This window comes from Enterococcus sp. DIV0756, assembly GCF_051710745.1.
In the GTDB taxonomy this organism is placed as follows: domain Bacteria; phylum Bacillota; class Bacilli; order Lactobacillales; family Enterococcaceae; genus Enterococcus_A.
This window is the reverse complement of the sequence record NZ_JBIOLF010000001.1, coordinates 2,574,304-2,594,712: the sequence shown is the minus strand read 5'-3', so window position 1 is coordinate 2,594,712 and position 20,409 is coordinate 2,574,304. Positions and strand designations below refer to the sequence as shown.

18 protein-coding genes are annotated in these 20,409 nt (G+C 40.7%); 13 read left to right on the top strand and 5 right to left on the bottom strand.

Annotated elements, in window-relative coordinates; translation table 11 throughout:
- The first annotated feature begins 132 nt into the window (after window positions 1–132).
- Together IGI44_RS12610 and dinB are read left to right on the top strand one after the other, a co-directional pair.
- A complete protein-coding gene (locus IGI44_RS12610) occupies window positions 133–663 on the top strand; it encodes a hypothetical protein (protein WP_010745652.1) in 531 nt (176 codons plus the stop codon).
- 179 nt (window positions 664–842) lie between these two features.
- Window positions 843–1,964, top strand: a complete 1,122-nt coding sequence (gene dinB, locus IGI44_RS12605) for a DNA polymerase IV (RefSeq protein WP_438788050.1) — start codon at window positions 843–845, stop codon at window positions 1,962–1,964.
- Here the strand turns inward: dinB and nrdG are convergent.
- Complete coding sequence (nrdG, locus tag IGI44_RS12600) at window positions 1,956–2,558, bottom strand: anaerobic ribonucleoside-triphosphate reductase activating protein (RefSeq protein ID WP_438788048.1); 603 nt, start codon at window positions 2,556–2,558, stop codon at window positions 1,956–1,958. The genes dinB and nrdG overlap by 9 nt on opposite strands.
- An 84-nt stretch (window positions 2,559–2,642) precedes the next feature.
- Window positions 2,643–4,832 (bottom strand): anaerobic ribonucleoside-triphosphate reductase, encoded by a 2,190-nt coding sequence (gene nrdD / locus IGI44_RS12595; RefSeq protein ID WP_438788047.1) that lies wholly within the window; start codon window positions 4,830–4,832, stop codon window positions 2,643–2,645.
- A 386-nt stretch (window positions 4,833–5,218) separates the two neighbouring features.
- Here nrdD and IGI44_RS12590 point away from each other — a divergent pair, with 386 nt between their 5' ends.
- The 9 genes from IGI44_RS12590 (at window position 5,219) to dltD (ending at window position 16,077) form a co-directional block, all read left to right on the top strand.
- On the top strand, window positions 5,219–5,986 hold the full coding sequence (locus IGI44_RS12590; protein ID WP_438788046.1) for an ABC transporter ATP-binding protein: 768 nt from the start codon (window positions 5,219–5,221) through the stop codon (window positions 5,984–5,986).
- Complete coding sequence (locus tag IGI44_RS12585; RefSeq protein ID WP_438788045.1) at window positions 5,976–7,988, top strand: FtsX-like permease family protein; 2,013 nt, start codon at window positions 5,976–5,978, stop codon at window positions 7,986–7,988. Before IGI44_RS12590 ends, IGI44_RS12585 begins: the two co-directional genes overlap by 11 nt.
- A 300-nt stretch (window positions 7,989–8,288) precedes the next feature.
- A complete protein-coding gene (locus IGI44_RS12580) occupies window positions 8,289–10,631 on the top strand; it encodes an ABC transporter permease (protein ID WP_438788043.1) in 2,343 nt (780 codons plus the stop codon).
- A gap of 12 nt (window positions 10,632–10,643) precedes the next feature.
- Window positions 10,644–11,411, top strand: coding sequence for an ABC transporter ATP-binding protein (locus tag IGI44_RS12575; protein WP_438788042.1), 768 nt, complete (start codon window positions 10,644–10,646; stop codon window positions 11,409–11,411).
- A 203-nt stretch (window positions 11,412–11,614) separates the two neighbouring features.
- The gene (locus tag IGI44_RS12570; protein ID WP_216409024.1) at window positions 11,615–11,764 is read left to right on the top strand and encodes a teichoic acid D-Ala incorporation-associated protein DltX; all 150 of its coding nucleotides are present in this window, start codon (window positions 11,615–11,617) and stop codon (window positions 11,762–11,764) included.
- A 44-nt stretch (window positions 11,765–11,808) separates the two neighbouring features.
- A complete protein-coding gene (gene dltA, locus IGI44_RS12565; RefSeq protein WP_438788041.1) occupies window positions 11,809–13,320 on the top strand; it encodes a D-alanine--poly(phosphoribitol) ligase subunit DltA in 1,512 nt (503 codons plus the stop codon).
- Window positions 13,320–14,540, top strand: a complete 1,221-nt coding sequence (gene dltB / locus IGI44_RS12560) for a D-alanyl-lipoteichoic acid biosynthesis protein DltB (RefSeq protein WP_438788040.1) — start codon at window positions 13,320–13,322, stop codon at window positions 14,538–14,540. The genes dltA and dltB overlap by 1 nt, the downstream gene beginning before the upstream one ends.
- Before the next feature lie 38 nt (window positions 14,541–14,578).
- Complete coding sequence (dltC, locus tag IGI44_RS12555; RefSeq protein ID WP_438788039.1) at window positions 14,579–14,812, top strand: D-alanine--poly(phosphoribitol) ligase subunit DltC; 234 nt, start codon at window positions 14,579–14,581, stop codon at window positions 14,810–14,812.
- Complete coding sequence (gene dltD / locus IGI44_RS12550) at window positions 14,812–16,077, top strand: D-alanyl-lipoteichoic acid biosynthesis protein DltD (protein ID WP_438788038.1); 1,266 nt, start codon at window positions 14,812–14,814, stop codon at window positions 16,075–16,077. The genes dltC and dltD overlap by 1 nt, the downstream gene beginning before the upstream one ends.
- Window positions 16,078–16,121: 44 nt before the next feature.
- On the opposite strand, the gene IGI44_RS12545 is transcribed toward dltD, so the two are convergent.
- On the bottom strand, window positions 16,122–16,682 hold the full coding sequence (locus tag IGI44_RS12545) for a TIGR00730 family Rossman fold protein (RefSeq protein WP_438788037.1): 561 nt from the start codon (window positions 16,680–16,682) through the stop codon (window positions 16,122–16,124).
- An 82-nt stretch (window positions 16,683–16,764) separates the two neighbouring features.
- On the opposite strand from IGI44_RS12545, the gene IGI44_RS12540 reads away from it, so the two are divergent.
- Both IGI44_RS12540 and IGI44_RS12535 read left to right on the top strand, forming a co-directional pair.
- Window positions 16,765–17,079, top strand: a complete 315-nt coding sequence (locus tag IGI44_RS12540) for a MazG nucleotide pyrophosphohydrolase domain-containing protein (protein ID WP_438788036.1) — start codon at window positions 16,765–16,767, stop codon at window positions 17,077–17,079.
- Window positions 17,080–17,301: 222 nt separating this feature from the next.
- Window positions 17,302–18,351: a hypothetical protein gene (locus tag IGI44_RS12535; RefSeq protein ID WP_438788035.1), complete on the top strand. Its 1,050-nt coding sequence runs from the start codon at window positions 17,302–17,304 to the stop codon at window positions 18,349–18,351.
- A gap of 112 nt (window positions 18,352–18,463) precedes the next feature.
- On the opposite strand, the gene IGI44_RS12530 is transcribed toward IGI44_RS12535, so the two are convergent.
- Window positions 18,464–19,087 (bottom strand): response regulator transcription factor, encoded by a 624-nt coding sequence (locus tag IGI44_RS12530; RefSeq protein ID WP_438788034.1) that lies wholly within the window; start codon window positions 19,085–19,087, stop codon window positions 18,464–18,466.
- Window positions 19,088–19,151: 64 nt separating this feature from the next.
- Entirely contained in the window at window positions 19,152–20,252 is a 1,101-nt protein-coding gene (locus IGI44_RS12525; RefSeq protein ID WP_438788033.1) for a sensor histidine kinase, read from the bottom strand.
- Window positions 20,253–20,409 lie beyond the last annotated feature (157 nt).

Genomic DNA, 20,409 nt, shown 5'->3' with positions numbered 1-20,409 from the left:
TTAGGACTACGAGAAGAGTGTCATTCTACTTAGCGTGTTGGGTGGTGGAACGCGTGATTGATAGAATGGGATACAATTGAAAATAAGGGGTAGTTCTTCTATATGAAGAGCTAGTAAGTAGGAGGAGAGCACATGGGATTGCGAAAATTAGATGTTCCGACATCTTCAATTACAGAAGTAAAAAAATCACCAATGGATGTTTTTGCTCAAGCTCGTAAGGCAGAAACCGGTGTTTACATTTTTAACCGTGAAAAAATCGCAGGTGTGATGCTGACGAAGGAGCAGTATGAAGCTTTGGTGGAGGAATTAAACACCTTGCGAGATACGTTATATCAGCCAGTTGAACGGGAGTTGCCTGTTCCAGAGGAATTAGAGGAATTAGCAACGGCCTTAAGAACAACTTTGGCGAAAGGATCAGTGATCTCAGCACGTTACTTAGATGAACGCATGGTGGCAACTGGATTTATCACAAAAAAAACGGGCTTCGGTGGTGTGACGGAAATGATGAAGGAACTGGAAGATACTGGGAAAATTATCTACCAGCTACGTCGTCGTGAACACAACAAGGTGATCTATGCTGAAATTTTTGGCGAACCACAAGAATTTCAGCGAGGTTCAGCTGATAAGCTGATGATACGCAAAGTAAATCTCATCGAGAGATAATGTGATAGTTTATACTATGGAACCGAACAAGACTGTTTTGACGATTTTGATCGTGCAGGTTGTTTGGTTTTTTTGCTTGAAAAATTAAGTTCTTTTTACTGCTAGCATGAATAATTGTTTATGAACAAACGTTCGGTTATAATGAATGGAGACATAAACGTGGGAAGGAGGCGAGTAGCATGGCAGAATTGGTTTTTCCATTGAAAAATGATACATCGCGAAAGATAATTCATATTGATATGGATGCTTTTTTTGCCTCTGTTGAGGAGCGAGATGATCCAGAGCTAGCAAAGCATCCTTTGGTGATTGCTCGCCATCCTTCTGATACTGGTGGTAAGGGTGTCGTGACAACAGCGAATTACAAGGCGCGAATCTATGGGATTCATTCTGCGATGAGTGCTCAAAAGGCCTATGAATTGTGTCCGCAGGCCATTTTTAAGCCGGGCGACCATGCCAAATACAATGCTGTCTCCCAACAGGTACGCGAAATTTTTCATCGCTATACGGATATCATTGAACCGGTCTCGATTGATGAAGCTTACCTAGATGTAACGGAAAACAAAATCCATGCGCGTTCAGCAATCAAAATCGCTCGCCTGATTCAACAGGAGATTTGGCAGGAGCTGCAATTAACCTGCTCAGCAGGAGTTAGCTACAATAAATTTCTCGCTAAGCTGGCTTCGGATTACCAAAAGCCACAAGGAATGACGGTGATTTCCCCAGAAGAATCTGTCGTCTTTTTAAAGCGTCTACCGATTGAAAAATTTCATGGGGTTGGCAAGAAGACCGTTCCTAAAATGAATGAGCTGGGTATCTTTACGGGGGCGGATTTATATGAGAAAAGTGAAATGTTCTTGATTCAGGAATTCGGCAAGATGGGCTATTCTTTGTATCGAAAGGTGCGAGGAATTCATGATTCGCCAGTTAGTATTACACGTGAGCGAAAGTCTGTTGGAAAAGAGCATACGTACGGACGTCCATTGTCGACAGAAGATGAGGTGCTAAGCCAGCTGAGACAGTTAGCCGAAAAGGTTGAAGGATCCCTGAAGCGGGTGCAGCGGCATGGTAAAACAGTTGTTCTCAAAGTTCGCTATGCAGATTACACAACGGTTACACGAAGGGTGACATTGCCTTATTACATAGAAAAGAAAGAAGATTTATTTTCTCAAGCGAGTTTGATTTGGGAGGAAATTGGCGGCGTAGAAAAAGGGATCCGCCTAGTCGGAATTACTCTGACTAATCTCGATCCCATTGCCTTTGAAAATATTGTATTGCCATTGTGGGAAGAGCGATCAAATTAGTTCGCTCTTTTTGATTTGCTCGAAGGCCTTTTCCGAATCATGGAGCTTCTCCCAAATGACGACTTCCCCTTGAGCTAATGATTTTTTCACATCGATGATGCGTTGATTTGAGCTGCCGCGGAATTGCAACATCAAATTTTTCTTTGAGAGATCGAAGCGGCCATCAACTAGAATATCAATCTTACTTAGCATCTCTAATTTATCATCGCTATCTAGCAAAAGTTCTTCAAACGTGTAGCCGCTCCAAGACCAGATGTCTTTGGTGTCACCAAATTCTGCCCGAATGCGGTCAATCACCTTTAAGCAGACTTGGGTGTTCAAGAAAGGTTCGCCGCCTAAGAAAGTAACGCCTTGAACGTAGTCATGGGCGGTATCTGCAATCAGCTGATCTTCTAGTTCTTGCGTAAAGGGCTTGCCATAACGGAAATTCTGCGACGCCGCGTTGAAGCAGCCTTCGCAGGCAAAAGGACAGCCGCTGACATAAAGACTATTGCGGACGCCTTCGCCATCGACAAAGTTGAAGGCTTTATAATCAGCGATGTATTGTTGGCTCAATTCGCTGGCCAGCCATTCTTTGGGTTTAGGATTACGCATATTTTTCCCCTTTCAAGTAAAACAGGGAGCGGCAAAGAGCGCCGTCCCTGTCAATCGTATTTCTGTTTGGCTCATTGAGCTTTTTTACATGTGTTTTACTCGTGATGCGATTTCTTCATGACGACCGTGAACCATTGGGCGTGCTTGAGGATTTCCTAAGTAGCCGCAAGTTCGTTTAACAACGTCACATGATTTTGGATCATGATTGCCGCATTGTGGACATTCAAAGCCACGTTTCGTTGGTTTAAAGTCGCCTTCGAAGCCGCATTCGTAACAGTGGTCGATCGGTGTATTCGTTCCTAGATAAGCGATGCGATCGTAACCATAGTCCCAAACAGCTTCCAATGATTTTGGATTTTGTTGCAGAACAGGGTATTCACAATAGTGGATGAACCCGCCGGAACAATATTTCGGATAATCCTTTTCAAAGTCCAATTTTTCAAATGGTGTTGGATTTTTACGAACATCGTAATGGAAGCTATTTGTATAGTAGTCTTTGTCTGTAATATTTTCAACGATCCCGAAGCGTTCTGTATCTAGACGGCAGAAGCGATCAGTCAAGCTTTCACTTGGTGTTGAATAAACGCTGAAGTGGTAACCATATTCGTTGCCCCATGCATCTGCGTGTTCTTTCAAGTCTTTCATGATGTCAATGGTGAAGTCTTTCGCTTCGGCATTGTCTTCCCATTCGCCGCCGTAGAAAACGCTGGCTACTTCGTAAAGACCAATATACCCCAAAGAAATGGTTGCTCGTTTATTCTTAAACAATTCGTTAACTGCATCGGTCCGTTTCAAGCGTTTGCCGAATGCGCCGTATTGATAAAGGATCGGTGCGTTTGCAGGCGTTGCTTCTTTACAACGATCGATCCGGAAAACTAGTGCGTCTTTGGCGATTTGCAGGCGTTCTTCTAGTAATGACCAGAACTTTTCTTTGTTGCCGCCAGATTCTAACGCAATCCGCGGTAAGTTCAAGGTAACTACACCAAGGTTCATCCGACCAGCATTGACTTCTTCACCTTGTTCATTTTTCCAGCCTTGTAAGAATGAGCGACAACCCATTGGCACTTTGAAACTGCCAGTTAATTCGATCAATTTATCGTAGTTCAAGATATCTGGATACATCCGTTTTGTCGCACATTCTAAAGCCAATTCTTTAATATCGTAGTTCGGATCACTTGGATTCAAGTTCGTTCCACGACGCAAGGTAAAGATCAGTTTAGGGAAGATCGCTGTGCGTTTTTCGCTGCCCAGACCTTCAATTCTGATTTGCAGAATCGCTTTTTGAATTTCACGTTCAAACCAATCTGTCCCGAGACCAAAGCCTAGAGAGGTGAAAGGTGTTTGTCCATTCGAGGTGAATAACGTATTGATTTCATATTCCAAACTTTGCATCGCATCGTAAATATCTTTACGGGTTTTTTGTTTTGCGAAAGCTTTTTGTTTTTCAGGATCATCAATCCATTCTTCTGCATCTTTTAAGTGCTTATCGTAATTTAGGCGCGCAAAAGGAGCTAATAATTCGTCAGTCCGGTCTGCCGAACAGCCACCATATTGGCTTGAAGCCACGTTAGCGATGATTTGTGAAATTTGAGCTGTCGCAGTTTGGATTGATTTAGGACTTTCCACTTCCGCATTCCCGATCTTGAAGCCGTTGTTTAACATGCCTTTGAAGTCAATCAAACAGCAGTTAGTCATCGGTGTATATGGATGGTAGTCTAAATCATGATAGTGAATATCTCCTTTTTGGTGCGCGTTAGCTACGTGTGGCGGCAGCATTTTCAGACCAATCGATTTCCCGACGATCCCGGCCGTCAAGTCACGCTGTGTATTAAAGACATCGCTATCTTTATTGGCATTTTCATTTACGACAGTTTGGTCTTTATTAATCAATTTCCCGATCGTAAAGTTGATATCCGTCGCTTTACTACGCTGAAAGTCACGACGTGTGCGATAATTGATATATTCTTCCGCTAATTCGTATTCGTTGTGTTCTAATAATGTATGCTCCACAATGTTTTGAATTTCATAAATTTTGATATCACTAGTAAAACGTTCTGAAATTTCTGCATCTACGCGCTCAACGATTGACTGGATACGTTCATGAGCCAATGGATCAACAGATCCCTTAATTTTCGTTTCTGCCTTGATTAACGCATCATAAATTTTTTGATCATCAAACGCTGTGTGACGACCATCACGTTTTACGACCTTAATACTTTTTAACGACGGTTGATATTCGTTGAACAACGAATCTTTTGTGTGGATTTCCATCATTGTAAACAACTCCATTTCCTTTAAAGTTCATTATCAATCATATAGTATTTCTGATGTGGTTGCAACGATATATAGTATTATTTTTTTGTAAAAAAAGAAAAACACACTATATATAGTGTGCTTGTTTACTGAAAGATATAAGAAAGCTGATAAGGCCAAGCTTCCATTTAAAATAAAATAACCAAAAAATATTTTTTCGAAAAAGTGAAAAAAATGTAAGAATATTGAAGGACGTTTCACATAAGAATCTGCCCCAAATATGATACCATAAAGAAAAAATTTTGGATATTAAAAATAGGAATTCATTTACTTATTTTTTTGAGACGGTTGTCCGAGGAGGACTCGGACAAAGAACTAGTATTTTTTTCAATCCGAGGAGGAGACACATGAAAAAAATGATTGAAGTGCAACATCTTAGTAAAAGCTTTGGCACACGAAATAATAAAGTTACGGTTTTAAGCGATCTGAATTTCAGTGTAGAAAAAGGCGAGTTTGTCGGGATCATGGGACCTAGTGGTGCTGGCAAGACAACCTTGATGAATATTCTATCAACAATTTTATTGCCGACAATGGGATCAGTCAAAATTAACGGATCGGATATTACACAGATGCGGGAGAATCGTTTGACTGACTTTCGGCGAGAAAATCTCGGTTTTATCTTTCAGGATTTCAATCTGATTGATAGTTTGACAGTTAAGGATAATATCATATTACCGTTGACAGTCAGCAAGCTGTCTAACGAGGAAATTGAAGAGCGTGTGCTTCGTTTAACGAAAATATTAAAGATTGATCAGATTTTAGAACGTTATCCAGAAGAAATCTCGATTGGGCAACAGCAGCGAACAGCAGCGGCACGTGCCCTAATTAGCCGCCCATTGGTTCTCTTTGCTGATGAACCTACGGGATCTTTAGATTCCAAGTCAGCTTCAGAATTTTTGAATTATTTAGATGAGGTGAACCTCCATGAGGAAACAACGATCTTGATGGTGACTCATGATCCTTATACGGCCAGTTATTGTAATCGAGTGTTGTTTATTAAGGATGGTCGTTTTTTCTCGGAAATCGTTCGGCGTTCTTCCCGAAAAGATTTTTTTGAAAAAGTCATCGACATGCAGGCCACAATCGGCGGAGGAGGGAAGGCCAATGCTGATTAAAATCGTTTGGCGAAGCTTTAAAAAGCAATTGTCGAACTATTTGATCTTTTTTTTCAGTCTGATTTTTGCAGTAATGGTTTATTATTCGTTTACAGCGATGACCTATGAGCAGCCGTTGATCCGTAGTGCAGGAAAAAATACCCAATTGGTGGGCATGCTAGGCTTTGGCAGCTTTGCAGTTGTCTTAATTTTGCTGTTTTTTATGACGAATACCAATCGGTTCTTCATTGGAAATCGCCGGAAGGATATTAGTATCTTTCATTTATACGGATTAAATTATTACCAAATCTGTCTCTGGTTTATATTAGAAATCTTTTTTATCGGGATTTTTTCTTTTGTGATCGGAATTGGTGCGGGTGTTCTGTTATCTAAGTTGTTTAGTATGATTTTGGTAAAGGCCATGGCATTGCCGCTGAGAGTCCATTTCTTTTTCTCCACCGATGCAATCGTTGCTACTGCACTAGTCGTGCTCTTTATTTTGGCGGTTGTTTCTTTTCAGATTTTGTGGCTGGTTTCTGGCTATAAATTCTCTCATTTGAAAAAACTTCGTCTGCGAAAAATTCAGGCTATGAAGGTCTCTTTATGGCAGAAAATTGCGGGAGTTATCGGTGCGATATTCTTATTTTGCGGTTGGGGGATGGCCCTCACCTACATTACTTTTGCCCGTACGGTGAGTGCCCAGTTCGGTTTGCTTGAAGGAAATGCCTTATTGATGGGCCTGATCTTTCTATTATGCGTACTGGGCAGCTACTTATTTTTTGCTTTTACGCTACGCTGGTACAATTCTTATCGGCCGAAGCGTTTGAATAAAAATTTGGGGATGCTGTCAAGAAGTGAGTGGCAGTTGCGTTTATTTGGTGAATGGCGTTTTTTTGGGTCAATCACCGTTGCTTTAGGTTTGGCATTGGCAATTTTAGGGGGAATGGCAGCCCTTGTTTCCATCCAAATACGTTTGGTTAATGAAGTCGCTCCGGCTTCAGTAATGGTTACACAGGAAAGTTATCAGAAACTGGCGCCGAAGCTACAAAGTGTTGCTCCTTATCAACGACAAACGTTGCATTTAAAAGCAGTACCAGCGAAACAAAGCGTTGAAATCTCTGGCGAGGGGGTAAATTCTCAGCCGGAAATCACTGACATGGTTTCACTTTCTGATTATCGAGCGTTTCAAAAAACGAATCCGACGTTGCGGGATATTCAGTTGAAATCTGTTGATTCGACCGTGGTTTTGAGTTCTTACCAGCGATATTTGAATGATTACACGCATTACAGCAAGATCATTTATTTAAAAAATCAGAAGTTGAAGGTACAAGAGACACATCCCAATTTCTTTGGAGATACAAGTCTGCGATACGGTACGGGAATGATCGTTGTTTCTGATGAATTATTTGAGAAGACGCCAGGGATCTCTTATGCACTTGAGGTGATTGATGTAGAAAATCGTTTTGAAGATAAATTGAATCATCTGATTCGTGAGAATTTGAAGGGCGATTGGGACTACCCTGTGCATTATGATTTAAAATGGAAAAACCAGCAAATCGTTGGGGACATTATTGAGGGAGAGGGCGCGAAAAAAGATGGATCAACAATCTATCGCTCCGAATATACGTCATATCAGGATGTTTATCGAGCAACGCGCAGCAGTACGGGATTGATTTTGTTTGTGGTTACTTTTGTAACGACGACCTTTATTATTGTTACGGCAAGTATGGTAACCTTGCGACAGCTTTCTGAGTTTAAGCAAAAACGTAAGAAATATGGACTGTTACGTCAAATGGGTATCCCAGAAAAAAATATCTATCAAGAAATCAAACGTGAAAATCGAGTGGTCTTTTTTATTCCAGCGATCTTAGCGTTGATTCATAGTATGCTGGCGATCTCGGTCATTTCTCACATTGCCCAAAATGCGAACTATGGTCTGGTCTATCTATTTTGCGGCTTAATCCTCGTCGTTTATACGTTATTTTACTGGACAACGTGTGTCTATCAAAAAAAACTGTTATAAAATAAACGTTCTGTTGTGAAGGGTCACAACAGAACGTTTTTGTTTATAAGGAAAGTATAAAATTTTCACATGAATTAATTCTTTTACAGCATCCAGCTATGTCTGGCTTCACGAACTAGCTTTTGAGCAATAAGAGCAAAGGCTGAGTGAGTTGTTAAAGTCTTTCTTATGCTGAAAATATCTAAGGAAAACTGTTACAGGAAAACCAGTGAATCGTTACATTTTGCTCAGCACCGGGAAGTTTTGCTACTACACTCTAGATATAGCTTTACAACTATTGTTTAGAAGGTAGGAGAAAACATGCAATTTAAACTATTAAAGAAGGATATGAAGCGCAATAAAGTCGTCGTGGGAACGCTCTTTGCATTTATTATGCTGGCAGCTTTACTAATCTCAGGTGCTTCCTCAATTATCATGAGTCTCTCTGGTTCAACGGCGAAACTTTTGGAGGCGACCAGCTCCAGTCATTATTCACAATTACATTCTGGTGACTTAGATGTGGAGGTGGTGACCGCTTTTGCGGAAAAACACAAAGACCTCATTAAGGAAACACAAATTGTTAATTTGTTGAATATCAACGGTTCCAATCTTTACTTAGGAAAAGACGCTGTCTCAGAAGCAGATAGCGTGATGGATAATTCCTTTGTGAAGCAGAATAAGCGCTTTGATTTTATCTTGGATACCAAGAATCAACCAGTCAAATTAAAAAATGGCGAAGTGACTGTTCCGCTTTATCACATGCAGAAATACGATCTGAAGATCGGTGATACGATCAGCGTCAAAAGTGCCAATTATGATCAGGACTTTGTCATTAAAGCTTTTACGCGAGACAGCATCATGAATCCTTCCATCATTAACTCAAAGCGTTTCTTGATTACCGATCATGACTGGGAAGCGATGCATCAGAAAATTGGTGAGATCGAGTACATGATCGAATTTCAGGTTCACGATCTTGAGCAAGTGTCTGAATTGGAGAAATTGTATCAGAAGGATACCCAAATGCCGAAAAAAGGCTCACTAATGACCCATTCGTTGGTGCAGGACATTAACAGCATCTCTGATGGGATCACGGCAGCCGTCATCATTTTAATTGCACTTTTGTTTATGCTGATCGCGCTTTTATGCCTGCGCTTTACGTTGATTTCGACGATTGAAGAGGATTATCGCGAGATCGGCGTCATGAAAGCATTAGGGATTCCAGATAAAGGCATTCGTAAATTGTATATGACTAAGTATTTCATCATTGCTCTTTCAGCCTGCATTGTTGGGTACATCCTTTCGTTGTTGACAAAGGATATCTTTATCGCAAACATTACCCTTTATATGGGAAGTACCGATCAGACACTCCTGACTGCTTTGGTTCCCTTGCTGGGGGTTCTGCTGATTGGTCTGATTGTCATGCTGTCTTGTCGGATCGTCCTGCGGCGCTTCAAAAAAATAACCGCTGTGGAAGGCTTAAATGCAAGTCTTTCGGGTAACGATCGTTTTGGCAGCAAACGGCTGACTCTTAGTCGTTCATTTCTTCCCAATGTCAATATTTTCCTAGGGTTGAAGGATGTTTTAGGCAGAATCTGGGTGTATGGCTTACTTGGATTTGTTTTCATAATTTGTACCTTTATTATGATCGTTCCCATCAATTTATTGAACACGTTAAACTCACCGGCGTTTCTTTCCAACATGGGGGCGGGAAATAGTCAATTGCGAATCGATTTGCAGCATTCGGCTGATATTCAAGAACGCTACGATGATGTGATGAATTACTTAGCCAAAGACCCTGAGGTAGCTAAATATACGCCATTATCCAGCGTTGGGTATGAGGTAGAAAATGCAGATGGCGACTATGAAACTATGAATATCGAAGTGGGGGATTTCTCTGTATTCCCGTTAGATTTCGCCAGTGGACATGCACCGAAAACCAAAAATGAGATCGCGCTTTCCTCTTTGAATGCGGAAGAATTGAACAAATCAATTGGTGATACGGTCAATGTGCTGCTGAAGGATGGAAGGAAGGTGCCGCTAAAAGTCTGTGGGATCTATCCAGATGTTACCAAGGGCGGAAAAACAGCAAAGGCAATCTTGCCTTTTGAGGTGAAGGATATTGCCTGGTTAACGATCAATTTAGATGTGAAGAGCAATGTCGCTTTGGACAAGAAAATTTCGGAGTATTCGGAGGCCTTTTATCCAGCTAGAATCACCGATCTGAATGAGTATCTCTATCAAACTTTGGGAAGCATTATTGATCAATTAAAAATGGTCACTGTGGCAGCCACGATTTTATCACTAGGTGTGGCCTCCTTGATCACGATCCTGTTCTTTAAAATGTTGATCACCAAAGAGCTGCGTCAAATTACAATTATGCGCAGTCTGGGTTTTACGCTTAAGCAGATACGAATACAATACATGACTAGAGCGCTGCTGATCCTGTCGTTCAGTGTAGTGATTGGGACGCTGCTGTCAAATTTACTAGGCGGATCATTAGCAGGGTTCATCATTCCAGGAATTTCCAATATGACTTTAGCGGTTAATCCATTCATCAGCTATCTCTTGTGCCCGTTAGGTTTAGTGGCAGTAGTGACAGGATCAATCATTATCAGTACCCAAACAATCAAAACAGCTAGCGATTTAAAAGCAATCGCCGAGTAAGGAGAATCAGAAATGGAAAAAATATTAGAAGCAAAAAAGATCAATAAAACCTATGTGAGTGGCAAAGAAAATCAACAGCAGGTGTTGAAAGACATCGAATTAACGGTTCAAAAAGGGGAGTTTCTTGCGATCATGGGACAATCAGGGTCGGGAAAGTCAACCTTACTATACGCCATCAGCGGGATGGATCGCTTTGATTCTGGAAGTGTTCGGTTTGATGGCTTAGATCTAGCCAAACAATCTGAAGGGGTCTTATCTGAATTGCGTTTAACCAAAATGGGGTTCATTTTTCAACAAAGCAATTTGCTTAAAAATCTGACGATCAAGGACAATATTATGTTGGCTAGCTATTTGCGCAATGAGGAGAGCAAAAAGCAGATCCAGCAAAGAGCCGACGCGTTGATGCAAGCGACTGGCATCGAGCAATTAGCTGATAATGATATCACGCAGGCTTCTGGTGGACAATTGCAAAGAGCTTCAATCTGTCGGGCATTGATTAATCAGCCGGAAATCTTATTCGGAGATGAGCCGACGGGAGCATTAAACTCAAAAGCTTCCTCTGAGGTGATGGATATTCTTAGTGAAATCAATCAGCAGGGAACGACGATTTTGTTAGTCACACATGATGTAAAAGTGGCAGCACGAACAGATCGGGTGGTTTTTATGACCGATGGAGTGATTGCTGGAGAAAAACGATTGGAAAAAATTCAAGCTGAGAAGGACAATTTACAGGAGCGTGAAGAGCAGCTGATGACCTGGCTGACAGGTCTGGGCTTCTAGAAAGTTTATGCTGAATAGAATGAAGTAGCAGGAAAAAGAATGGATGTTTTGGTTCAGATAATACCAAACATTCTTTCTTTTTTCTGCTTTTTGGAAATGTGACAAAACTGTTCGTTTGAAAGCGCTCTATGTAAGAGCAATAAATGGTGATTTTCCAGCAAGCTCCTATAATTGGGATTAAATAAAAGGGAGAGGGCGATCGGATGAAGGAATTTTTTAAACGCCCCGCTACTCGTTACTGGTTAAGTTTTATTGGAAAGACGTTTTTCTACTTTGCCGTCCTTTTGATTCTAATTTACTTATACCATTACAAGAGTATCCAAGGCGGTAATTTTATCTACAACGAATTTTAATCGATTGAAAAGAGTTCGTTCTTGAATCGAACGGGGGGACAATCATGCAAAACATCATCACAGCAATTGATCAATGGGCGAATGAAACGCCAGAAGCAATTGCTTATCAATCAGAAACAGAACAGTTCAGTTATCAAACCTTGCATCAATGGTCTGATAACTTAGCACACTATTTGAATCAGAACATAGAAGCAAACACACCAATCGTTGTTTTCGGTGAATTGGAATTTGAAATGATCGCTAGTTTTTTAGGGGCTGCTAAAAGCGGACATGCCTATATTCCGATTGAATCAAACACACCATTGGATCGTATCCAACTGATTTTAGAAGTCGCACAGCCAGCAATGATCTTAAGTGTTTTGCCTTGGCCCGAAGAAATCAATGTGACTATTCCAGTTGTGACACCAGCCAAGCTGGCTGAGCTCTTTACGACTGAACAAGCGCCAACGGACCTGCAGCCAGTCGTAGCTGACGAAACCTTTTATATCATTTTTACTTCTGGAACCACTGGGGTACCGAAGGGTGTTCAGATCAGCCACAAGAATTTATTGAGCTTTGTGAATTGGGATTTGAAGGATTTTGGGATCGAAACAGGGATGCGCTTCTTGTCACAGGCACCGTATTCCTTTGATCTTTCGGTCATGAGTGTTTATCCAGCCCTTTGCTGCGGCGGAACTCTGATCCCTATGGAAAAAACGGTCATCAATGATTTCAAAAAATTATTCAGTTTTTTACCAAATTTAGCTTTGGAGGTCTGGGTCTCGACACCGTCATTCATGGATATCTGTCTAATGGAGAAGACCTTTGATGGCGAACATGTGCCTTCACTGAAGATTTTCCAATTCTGTGGCGAGGAGCTGCCGCGTAAGACAGCGGCCGAATTGTTGCGTCGCTTCCCGAATGCGAAGATCTTTAATACTTACGGACCAACGGAAGCAACGGTGGCTATGACACAAATTGAAGTGACAGAAGAGGTTTTGGCAACCTATGATCGCGTACCGATCGGATATATTAAAGAAGATACGGAAGTCTTAATCTACGATGAAGACCACGAAGCAGCAGCCGGAGAATCAGGCGAGATTATCATCAAAGGTCCAAGCGTCTCAAAAGGGTACATGAACAATCCAGAAAAAACAGCAGCAGCCTTCTTTGAGATTGACGGGGTTCCTGCCTACCATACCGGTGATGCTGGACGCTTGCAGTCAGATGGCTTGCTGCTATATGAAGGCCGGATCGATTTCCAAGTGAAGCTGCATGGTTTTCGGATCGAATTAGAAGACATCGATCATCATTTAGAAAAAGTTTCCTACGTGAAACAGGCGACCGTTGTTCCGAAGTATCAAGACCACAAGGTTCAACAATTAGTCGCTTATGTTGTTGCCAATGACAATGACTTTGAAAAAGCGTATCAGCTAACCAAGGCAGTGAAAGAAGAATTGGCGGAAGGTGTCATGGAATACATGATTCCGCAAAAATTTGTCTATGTCGATCAATTACCGCGAACGGCAAACGGCAAAATTGACCGCAAGCGATTAATTAACGAGGTGAATAGCTGATGATTGTACCTCACATGGTCCCATACGCGTCACCAATTTACTTCATGATCTTGATTGTCGCGCTGCTGCCGTTAATTTTAAGTTTACTGCTTCGCGGCAAACGAATCGGTTGGTATCAGTCACTGATCACACTGTTCTTCTTGTATGTTTCTTTCGGCGGAAAGGATTATCGCCAAGGGCTGGCATTGATCGGCTACGTGTTCTTCCAAAGTATTCTTGTTTGGTGTTACAACCATTATCGAAAAAACAAGAATCAAGCGGGCATCTTTTACTTAGCCGTATTTTTAAGTATCGTCCCTTTGATCCTAGTCAAAGTCACGCCATTCATGGATGGCGAAAATTCCCTCTTTGGATTTCTAGGGATTTCTTATCTGACCTTTAAATCGGTTCAGATCATCATGGAAATGCGGGATGGGATGATCAAGGAATACAGCCCATTGAACTATATCAAGTTCCTGCTGTTTTTCCCAACGATTTCTTCTGGTCCGATCGATCGGTATCGCCGCTTTGAAAAGGATTTGAAGGAGCCGCCTACACCAGAAAAATACGTCGATTTATTAGGTGCGGGTGTTCACGATATTTTTGTCGGCTTTTTATATAAATTTGTAATCGGCTATTATTTTGGTCAAGTGCTACTGCCAATCGTTGATCGGATGGCAATGCAGCATGGTGGCATTTCTTGGGGCCTAGTCGGCTATATGTATGTCTATAGTATGTATTTGTTCTTCGATTTTGCTGGCTACAGCTTGTTCGCCGTAGGTACCAGCAAACTGATGGGATACGAGACTCCACCGAACTTTAATAAGCCGTTCTTATCCTGGAACATCAAAGAATTCTGGAATCGTTGGCACATGACCTTATCCTTTTGGTTCCGCGATTACATCTACATGCGCTTGATGTTCACCTTGATTAAAAAGAAAACCTTCAAGAGTCGGATCGTCGCATCAAATGTCGGCTACTTCGCATTGTTCCTGATCATGGGCGTTTGGCATGGCTTGACTTGGTATTACATCTTGTATGGCTTCTACCACGCCGCATTGATTTGTCTGACTGATGCGTGGCTGCGATTCAAAAAGAAACACAAAAAACAGATACCATCTAATAAATTTACCCACGCGTTGGCAATCTTCTTAACCTTCAACGCCGTCTGCTTGAGCTTTTTGATCTTCTCAGGCTTTTTGGATAAATTAATATTTCACAATTTCTTTCTAGGAAGATAAACAGCTAAACTACAAAAACACGAAATGGAGCGAGTAACATGGAAGACACATTATTTAATATTTTAGAAGATATCACAGGAACAGATGAAGTAAGAGACAATCCAGAGGTGGATTTATTCGAAGAAGGTTTGATGGATTCTTTAGCAACCGTTCAATTATTGGTTGAGATCGAAGGGCAATTAGGTGTACAAGTACCAGTTTCAGAGTTTGACCGCGCTCAATGGAACACACCAAATAAAATTATTGAACAAGTGAAAGCATTGCAAGCCTAATGAAAAAGAAACTTTTTGGTATCTTTGGACCGATCCTTTTAGCGGCAGGTTTATTGGTTCTTCTGTTTTTTTCACCATTTAAAATCAACAGCAACGATCCAAAGCTGATCAAAGCTGCTTCAAGTTCGATGGCGGGAAATGTTCTGCGAGGAAACAGTATTACAAAGGAAGCCCTAAGTACCGATAAATACGTCCCCTTCTTTGGTTCCTCTGAATTGAGTCGGATCAGTCCGTTCCATCCATCGGTCCTAGCCGAAAAGTATGATCGCGGCTACACCCCGTTTTTGATGGGCGCACCGGGAACCCAGTCACTGACTCAATTCATGATGATGCAGTCGTTGGGAAATGAGCTGAACGATCGAAAGGTGGTCTTCATCATTTCTCCGCAATGGTTTGTTAAACATGGGATCAAACGTGACTATTTTGATGCCTATTATTCCCCAGAGCAAACCTTGACTTGGCTGTTGAATCTAAAAAAAGTCCAAACCAGTGATCAATATCTAGCAAAGCGTTTAACCCATTATGGAGTGGTAAGAAAAGATGAACGTTTAGAACGCATGCTAGATGCGGTGATGGATGGAAAGCTGCCTAACAAGAATGATGTCACTTTCAGTAAATTAAAATTAAATATGCTGGAACGAGAAGATGAATTATTCAGTACGATCGGAATGATCAGTAAGCAGAATGAAATTGATAAAAATGTGACAGCTTTGCCGAAAAAATATGAGGACAGCGAACTAAATACGCTAGCTGATCGTTTAGGTGAACAAGCGACTCAAGGAAATGAATTTGGGATTCAGCAAAAGTTCTTCAAAAAAAGAATTGAACCGCATATGGATCGGTTTGCGAATTCCCAAAAAGAATGGGATTATCGCTATTCTCCAGAGTTTTCTGATTTCCAATTGGCGCTAGACCAACTAGCGAAGAAACATAGTGACGCACTGTTTATTATTCCACCAGTCAATGGTCGTTGGGCCAAATTTACTGGATTATCCGACGAAATGCTGAAACAATTTTCTGCTAAGATCAAATATCAATTAACTTCGCAGGGATTTACGAATATCGCTGACTATTCAAACCAACAAAATACACCGTACTTCATGCAAGATACGATTCATTTAGGTTGGAAAGGCTGGTTAACAGCAGACAAAGAAATCGCTCCATTCTTGAAGACTCCAAAGTCTCAAGGCAAAAAGTATAAGCTGAACAATCCTTATTTCTTAAGCAAAGAATGGCAAGAAATGAATCCAACAGCATTAAAATAAAAAAAGGGCAGTCACAAGGTTGAAGTTGTGGCTGCCTTTAGTCGTTAATAAGAACGAATGGTCGGAGGAGTATAGTTGTTGATGAATTGGTCGATTTCATTGAAAGAATCAGAAAAGAGCGTCTTGCTGCGATCCTCTTGCGTGAGAAAATCATTTTTGACCATATTGTCGTACAAGTTTTTTAATGGGTCATAGAAACCTTTTTCGTTAAACAGAACACAGGGGTTCGTATTTTGCCCTACTCTTGCCCATGAGATCATCTCGGTAATCTCTTCTAGTGTACCGGGACCACCAGGTAAAGCGATACAGGCATCGCCTAGCGCCAACATTTTTTGTTTTCGCTCAGACATGGATTGAACGATATGCATTTCTGTCAAATTTTGGTGAGCTAGTTCTCTCTCCATCAAGAAGGTAGGCATTACGCCGATTACCCGTCCTTGATTCTTTAATACAGAATCAGCAATGATTCCCATCAAACCAGCCTTCCCTCCGCCGTAGACCAAAGTATGCTTTTTTTCAGCGATCCATTCACCAAATTTTTCAGTAGTCTTTTGATAACTAGGATCATTGCCGTTTCCTGCACCACAATAAACAATAATGTTCAAAATAATCCCTCACTTCCATTTCTATTGTTAGTAGTATATCATATAGGCAGAACATATGTTTGTAAATGTGAGGAGTGATTTTTTGGACATTCAGGAATATCAAGAATGGATCGGTGCGTTTTACAAGAAAAGAAATTGGTATCAATACGATTCTTTTATTCGGTCGAACTTTTTAACAGAAGAAGTTGGCGAAGTTAGTCGCGCAATTCGCACGATCGAAATAGGACGCGATCGACCTGATGAGGCACAATCGGATCCATCAAAGGCATTGGAAAATCTGACAGAAGAATTAGGGGATGTTTTAGATAATGTATTTATCATAGCGGATAAATACGGAATTTCTTTACAAGAAATAATGACAATTCACAAACAAAAATTAGAGCAGCGTTATGACTAAAAAAAGTTTAACGCTGCTTTTTTTAGGTCGAAAAATAATTGACAATTAAGATAACTGTTTTGTTTTAATAGTTATTTTATTTTTATCAAAAAATGACTAAAAAAATGGGGAAACACTTTTTTTCTTTATTCCAACGAAAAATTTAAGAATCGCTATTTTAGGTTTATAGCGTTATGATATTCATGAAGAAAGCGAATTCAACACTAAAAAGGAGCGATTTACGTGAGAACAATTGAGCAGAAAACCCCACTTTTACAGAGACAGCTATTCGGTATGAAACGCGAGACACTTGAAGCCAAGATTATCAGCTATTTCGAGTTTTCTAACAATATATCAGCACTAATTAAGTATTTAGTTATTCTAATGGTACGAAATTCGCTGGTTGTTAGTGATTATTCGTTTGTTTGTCGAGAATTGATTTGTGACATACTTCTGACGGCTGAACCTACGGATGTGTTGCGGGAATACTGCGCATATTTTAAGGACTATTTCAAAAAAAGCAGTGATTGGGATAGAGTTGTTCATCGTTTATTTAGAAACAAAAAGAATTATTATCGTTTGTCTGAGAAAGCTCGTTCCTATAAAAAACTTTTGGACACTCCTGGTACGGAAGCGGTGAACAATTCAGAGTTGGCTCTTCGGATTATTTCTACATTTGAAGATACATCAGGAAAAAAACATACTTTGACGATTGCGGACGCAGATGAAACACGCTCAAAGGCCGACATTTATAAAATTTTAGAGATTCTAACAACGGTAGAGCTCTTTAAAACGGCTGACGGTGTAAGACGCTTTGCAAGAATTCTTAAAGCGAAACGCCCAGGAACAAAAGAGACATTAAACGAAGACGAACAACAAGTGGCAGATGTCCAAAATGTCAAACAAGAAGTAAAAGAAAAACAAACCGTAGAGATCATCGTTCCAGTAGGGATAAATCCTGGCACGTTCACTGATGAAGAGTTACTGGCAATGATCCAAGTGGAGCATCCAGAAGTAGCTAGTTTGGAAAATATTCGTGTCGTTTTTACGGAGCCAGCACTGCAATCAGAAGAAAACGATGCACTAGAGGCGCCTCTTTCTGCCCCTTTGACAGAACCAAATACGTCAACAAACGTGAGGGATGATCGTATTACTTCGACGAAGTCTTCTTTAGCTGTTTTTGATCTTCCAGCGGAAGAAGTGCAGAGACCTAGAAAGCGCAACTGGCTTACTGCTAGAGCTGCCTACATCCAGTCTTTATTTAAGAATGGCCCACAGAAAAAAAGGGAATAGATGAAAGAAAAATGAGCGTAATAATAAGAAAAGAAACTAAGTTTTTGATTGTTTAGCCAGCATAATAAAAGAGCCCTAAGAAATAATTCTTTAGGCCCTTGGTCAACGTCTATTAAAAGTTTTTATAGTAAAAGATCGCTAGCTGGGTTCGGTCGCGTACACCTAATTTATCTAGTAATTGGCTAATGTTGTTGCGAACCGTTCCTTCACTTAAGAACAGTTCTTGAGCGATTTCTTTATTGTTTTTGCCATTAGCGACGGCAACTAGAATACTTTCTTCTCTTTCAGATAAATCGATATTTGGTCGCTTTTGAGTAGCTTGATCTGTTAAGATCAATGCGAGCTTTCCGACAATCTCTGTCCCAAAGACGGTTTGCCCGTTATATACGGCTTTGATCGCTGGTACGATACTAGCAAGCTCCTGTTTGATTAAATAGCCTTTGACACCGATCTGTAAAGCTTCACGAATATAGTCATCATCGCAAAAGGTTGTTAGCAGTAAGATAACCGCTTCTGGAACTTGTTTAAAGATTTCTTTGGCGGCTTCAATACCTGTGCTTTTTCCCATTCGAATATCGGTCAATAAAACATCAGGGTGTTCCTGCAAATACAACTTAACTGCTTCTGATGCCGAGTTACCGGTACCAACAACGTGGATCTCTTCGGATATTTCTAAAATCGTCTTTAATGATTCCGTTACTAACGGATCATCATCTACAACAACAACGCGAATCATAGCGGTGTTCCTCCTCATAATCTAAACAATATCTTTCTGAACTAGATTTATCCGTGTGGTTTTATCAAGGGCTTCTGTGAAGGGCTGTTTGGGTAGCTTTTGGTAAAACGATATGAATCAAAAAATGATTCGGAGTTTGTGAGACGTGAAGCTGTCCCTTTATTTGTTCTACTCGTTGGCGCATGCTTTTTAAACCAATGCCATCTCCGCTTTTTTTAGGGAGGGTTCCGTTATCAAGAATCTGCATCCGATAAAAGGCAGGCAGCTCATTAAAGGAGAGGGTGACTTTAGTTGCATTACTATGTTTCATTACATTAGCCAGGGCTTCCTTCAGAATCATAAGCAGTGTTCGCTCTTGTTCCTGTTTCATACCTTCTGGAATTTTACCACGAATCTCAACGTCACAAAATTGAAATTCTTCTATTAATAACTCCAATCCTTTTGAAAAAGAAAGCGAGGTCTCATGAAGATCATGGACACTTTCGCGAATATTATCCATCCCCGTATGAATCGTGGTTCGTAATTGGTCCAGCGGTTTTTTTAATCCGTCCGCTTGATTAATGGCTTCGATCGCTCCAAGCTGAATGATGGCACTTGATAATAAATGGCCGACATTATCATGGATGTCGCGAGCGATACGATTGCGTTCTTCGGAAATCTCTAAGTCGATAAAGGTTTCTTGAGACTGAATCAACTCTTGATTTTTCTGTTTTAACAATTCTTGTTTTTCCCAGCTGTCATCCTTTAGCTGGAGCAAAGCTTCCTTTACCTCGTTTTGCGTTTTTCCTCGCCAAGATAAAAGGATTGCAAAGCAACTCAAAATTAAAATTAAGAGACGCTCAGGCACGGAATAAGCATCTTGCAGTAAGGGGATGGCTAAGACAATCAGTGCCCAACTCCAAAGAATATCTGTCCGCCAAGCAATCCGCAGATTTGCCGGTAGAAACAGAAGCAAGTTTGGCCAGAAAAAGCTCAGGATCACTAAAGGAAAAACACCTAAGGCTTGCCCTAAGCTCTGTTTCAACAATAGCGCAGGCCCAGCTAAAAGAATGCTGGCAAGCAGGTAGACGACCATTTGGGGTTTGAAATTCTGTTGAAAAAGCAGCAAAGTACCAATCAATTCTAGAAAGAAAAAATCCATCCAATAACTATTTAAATTTTTCATTGCAACTCCTACTTTGTATTAAAGAAATCAAATCATCACTATAGGTATGGTCGAGCCAATTAAAATGACATTTGTCATTCTATAATTGGCGCAAACTCACTATTAGAAAGTTTCTAATTTTATTATAGTAAATGTAAGAAGAAAAGGAAAAGGGGTT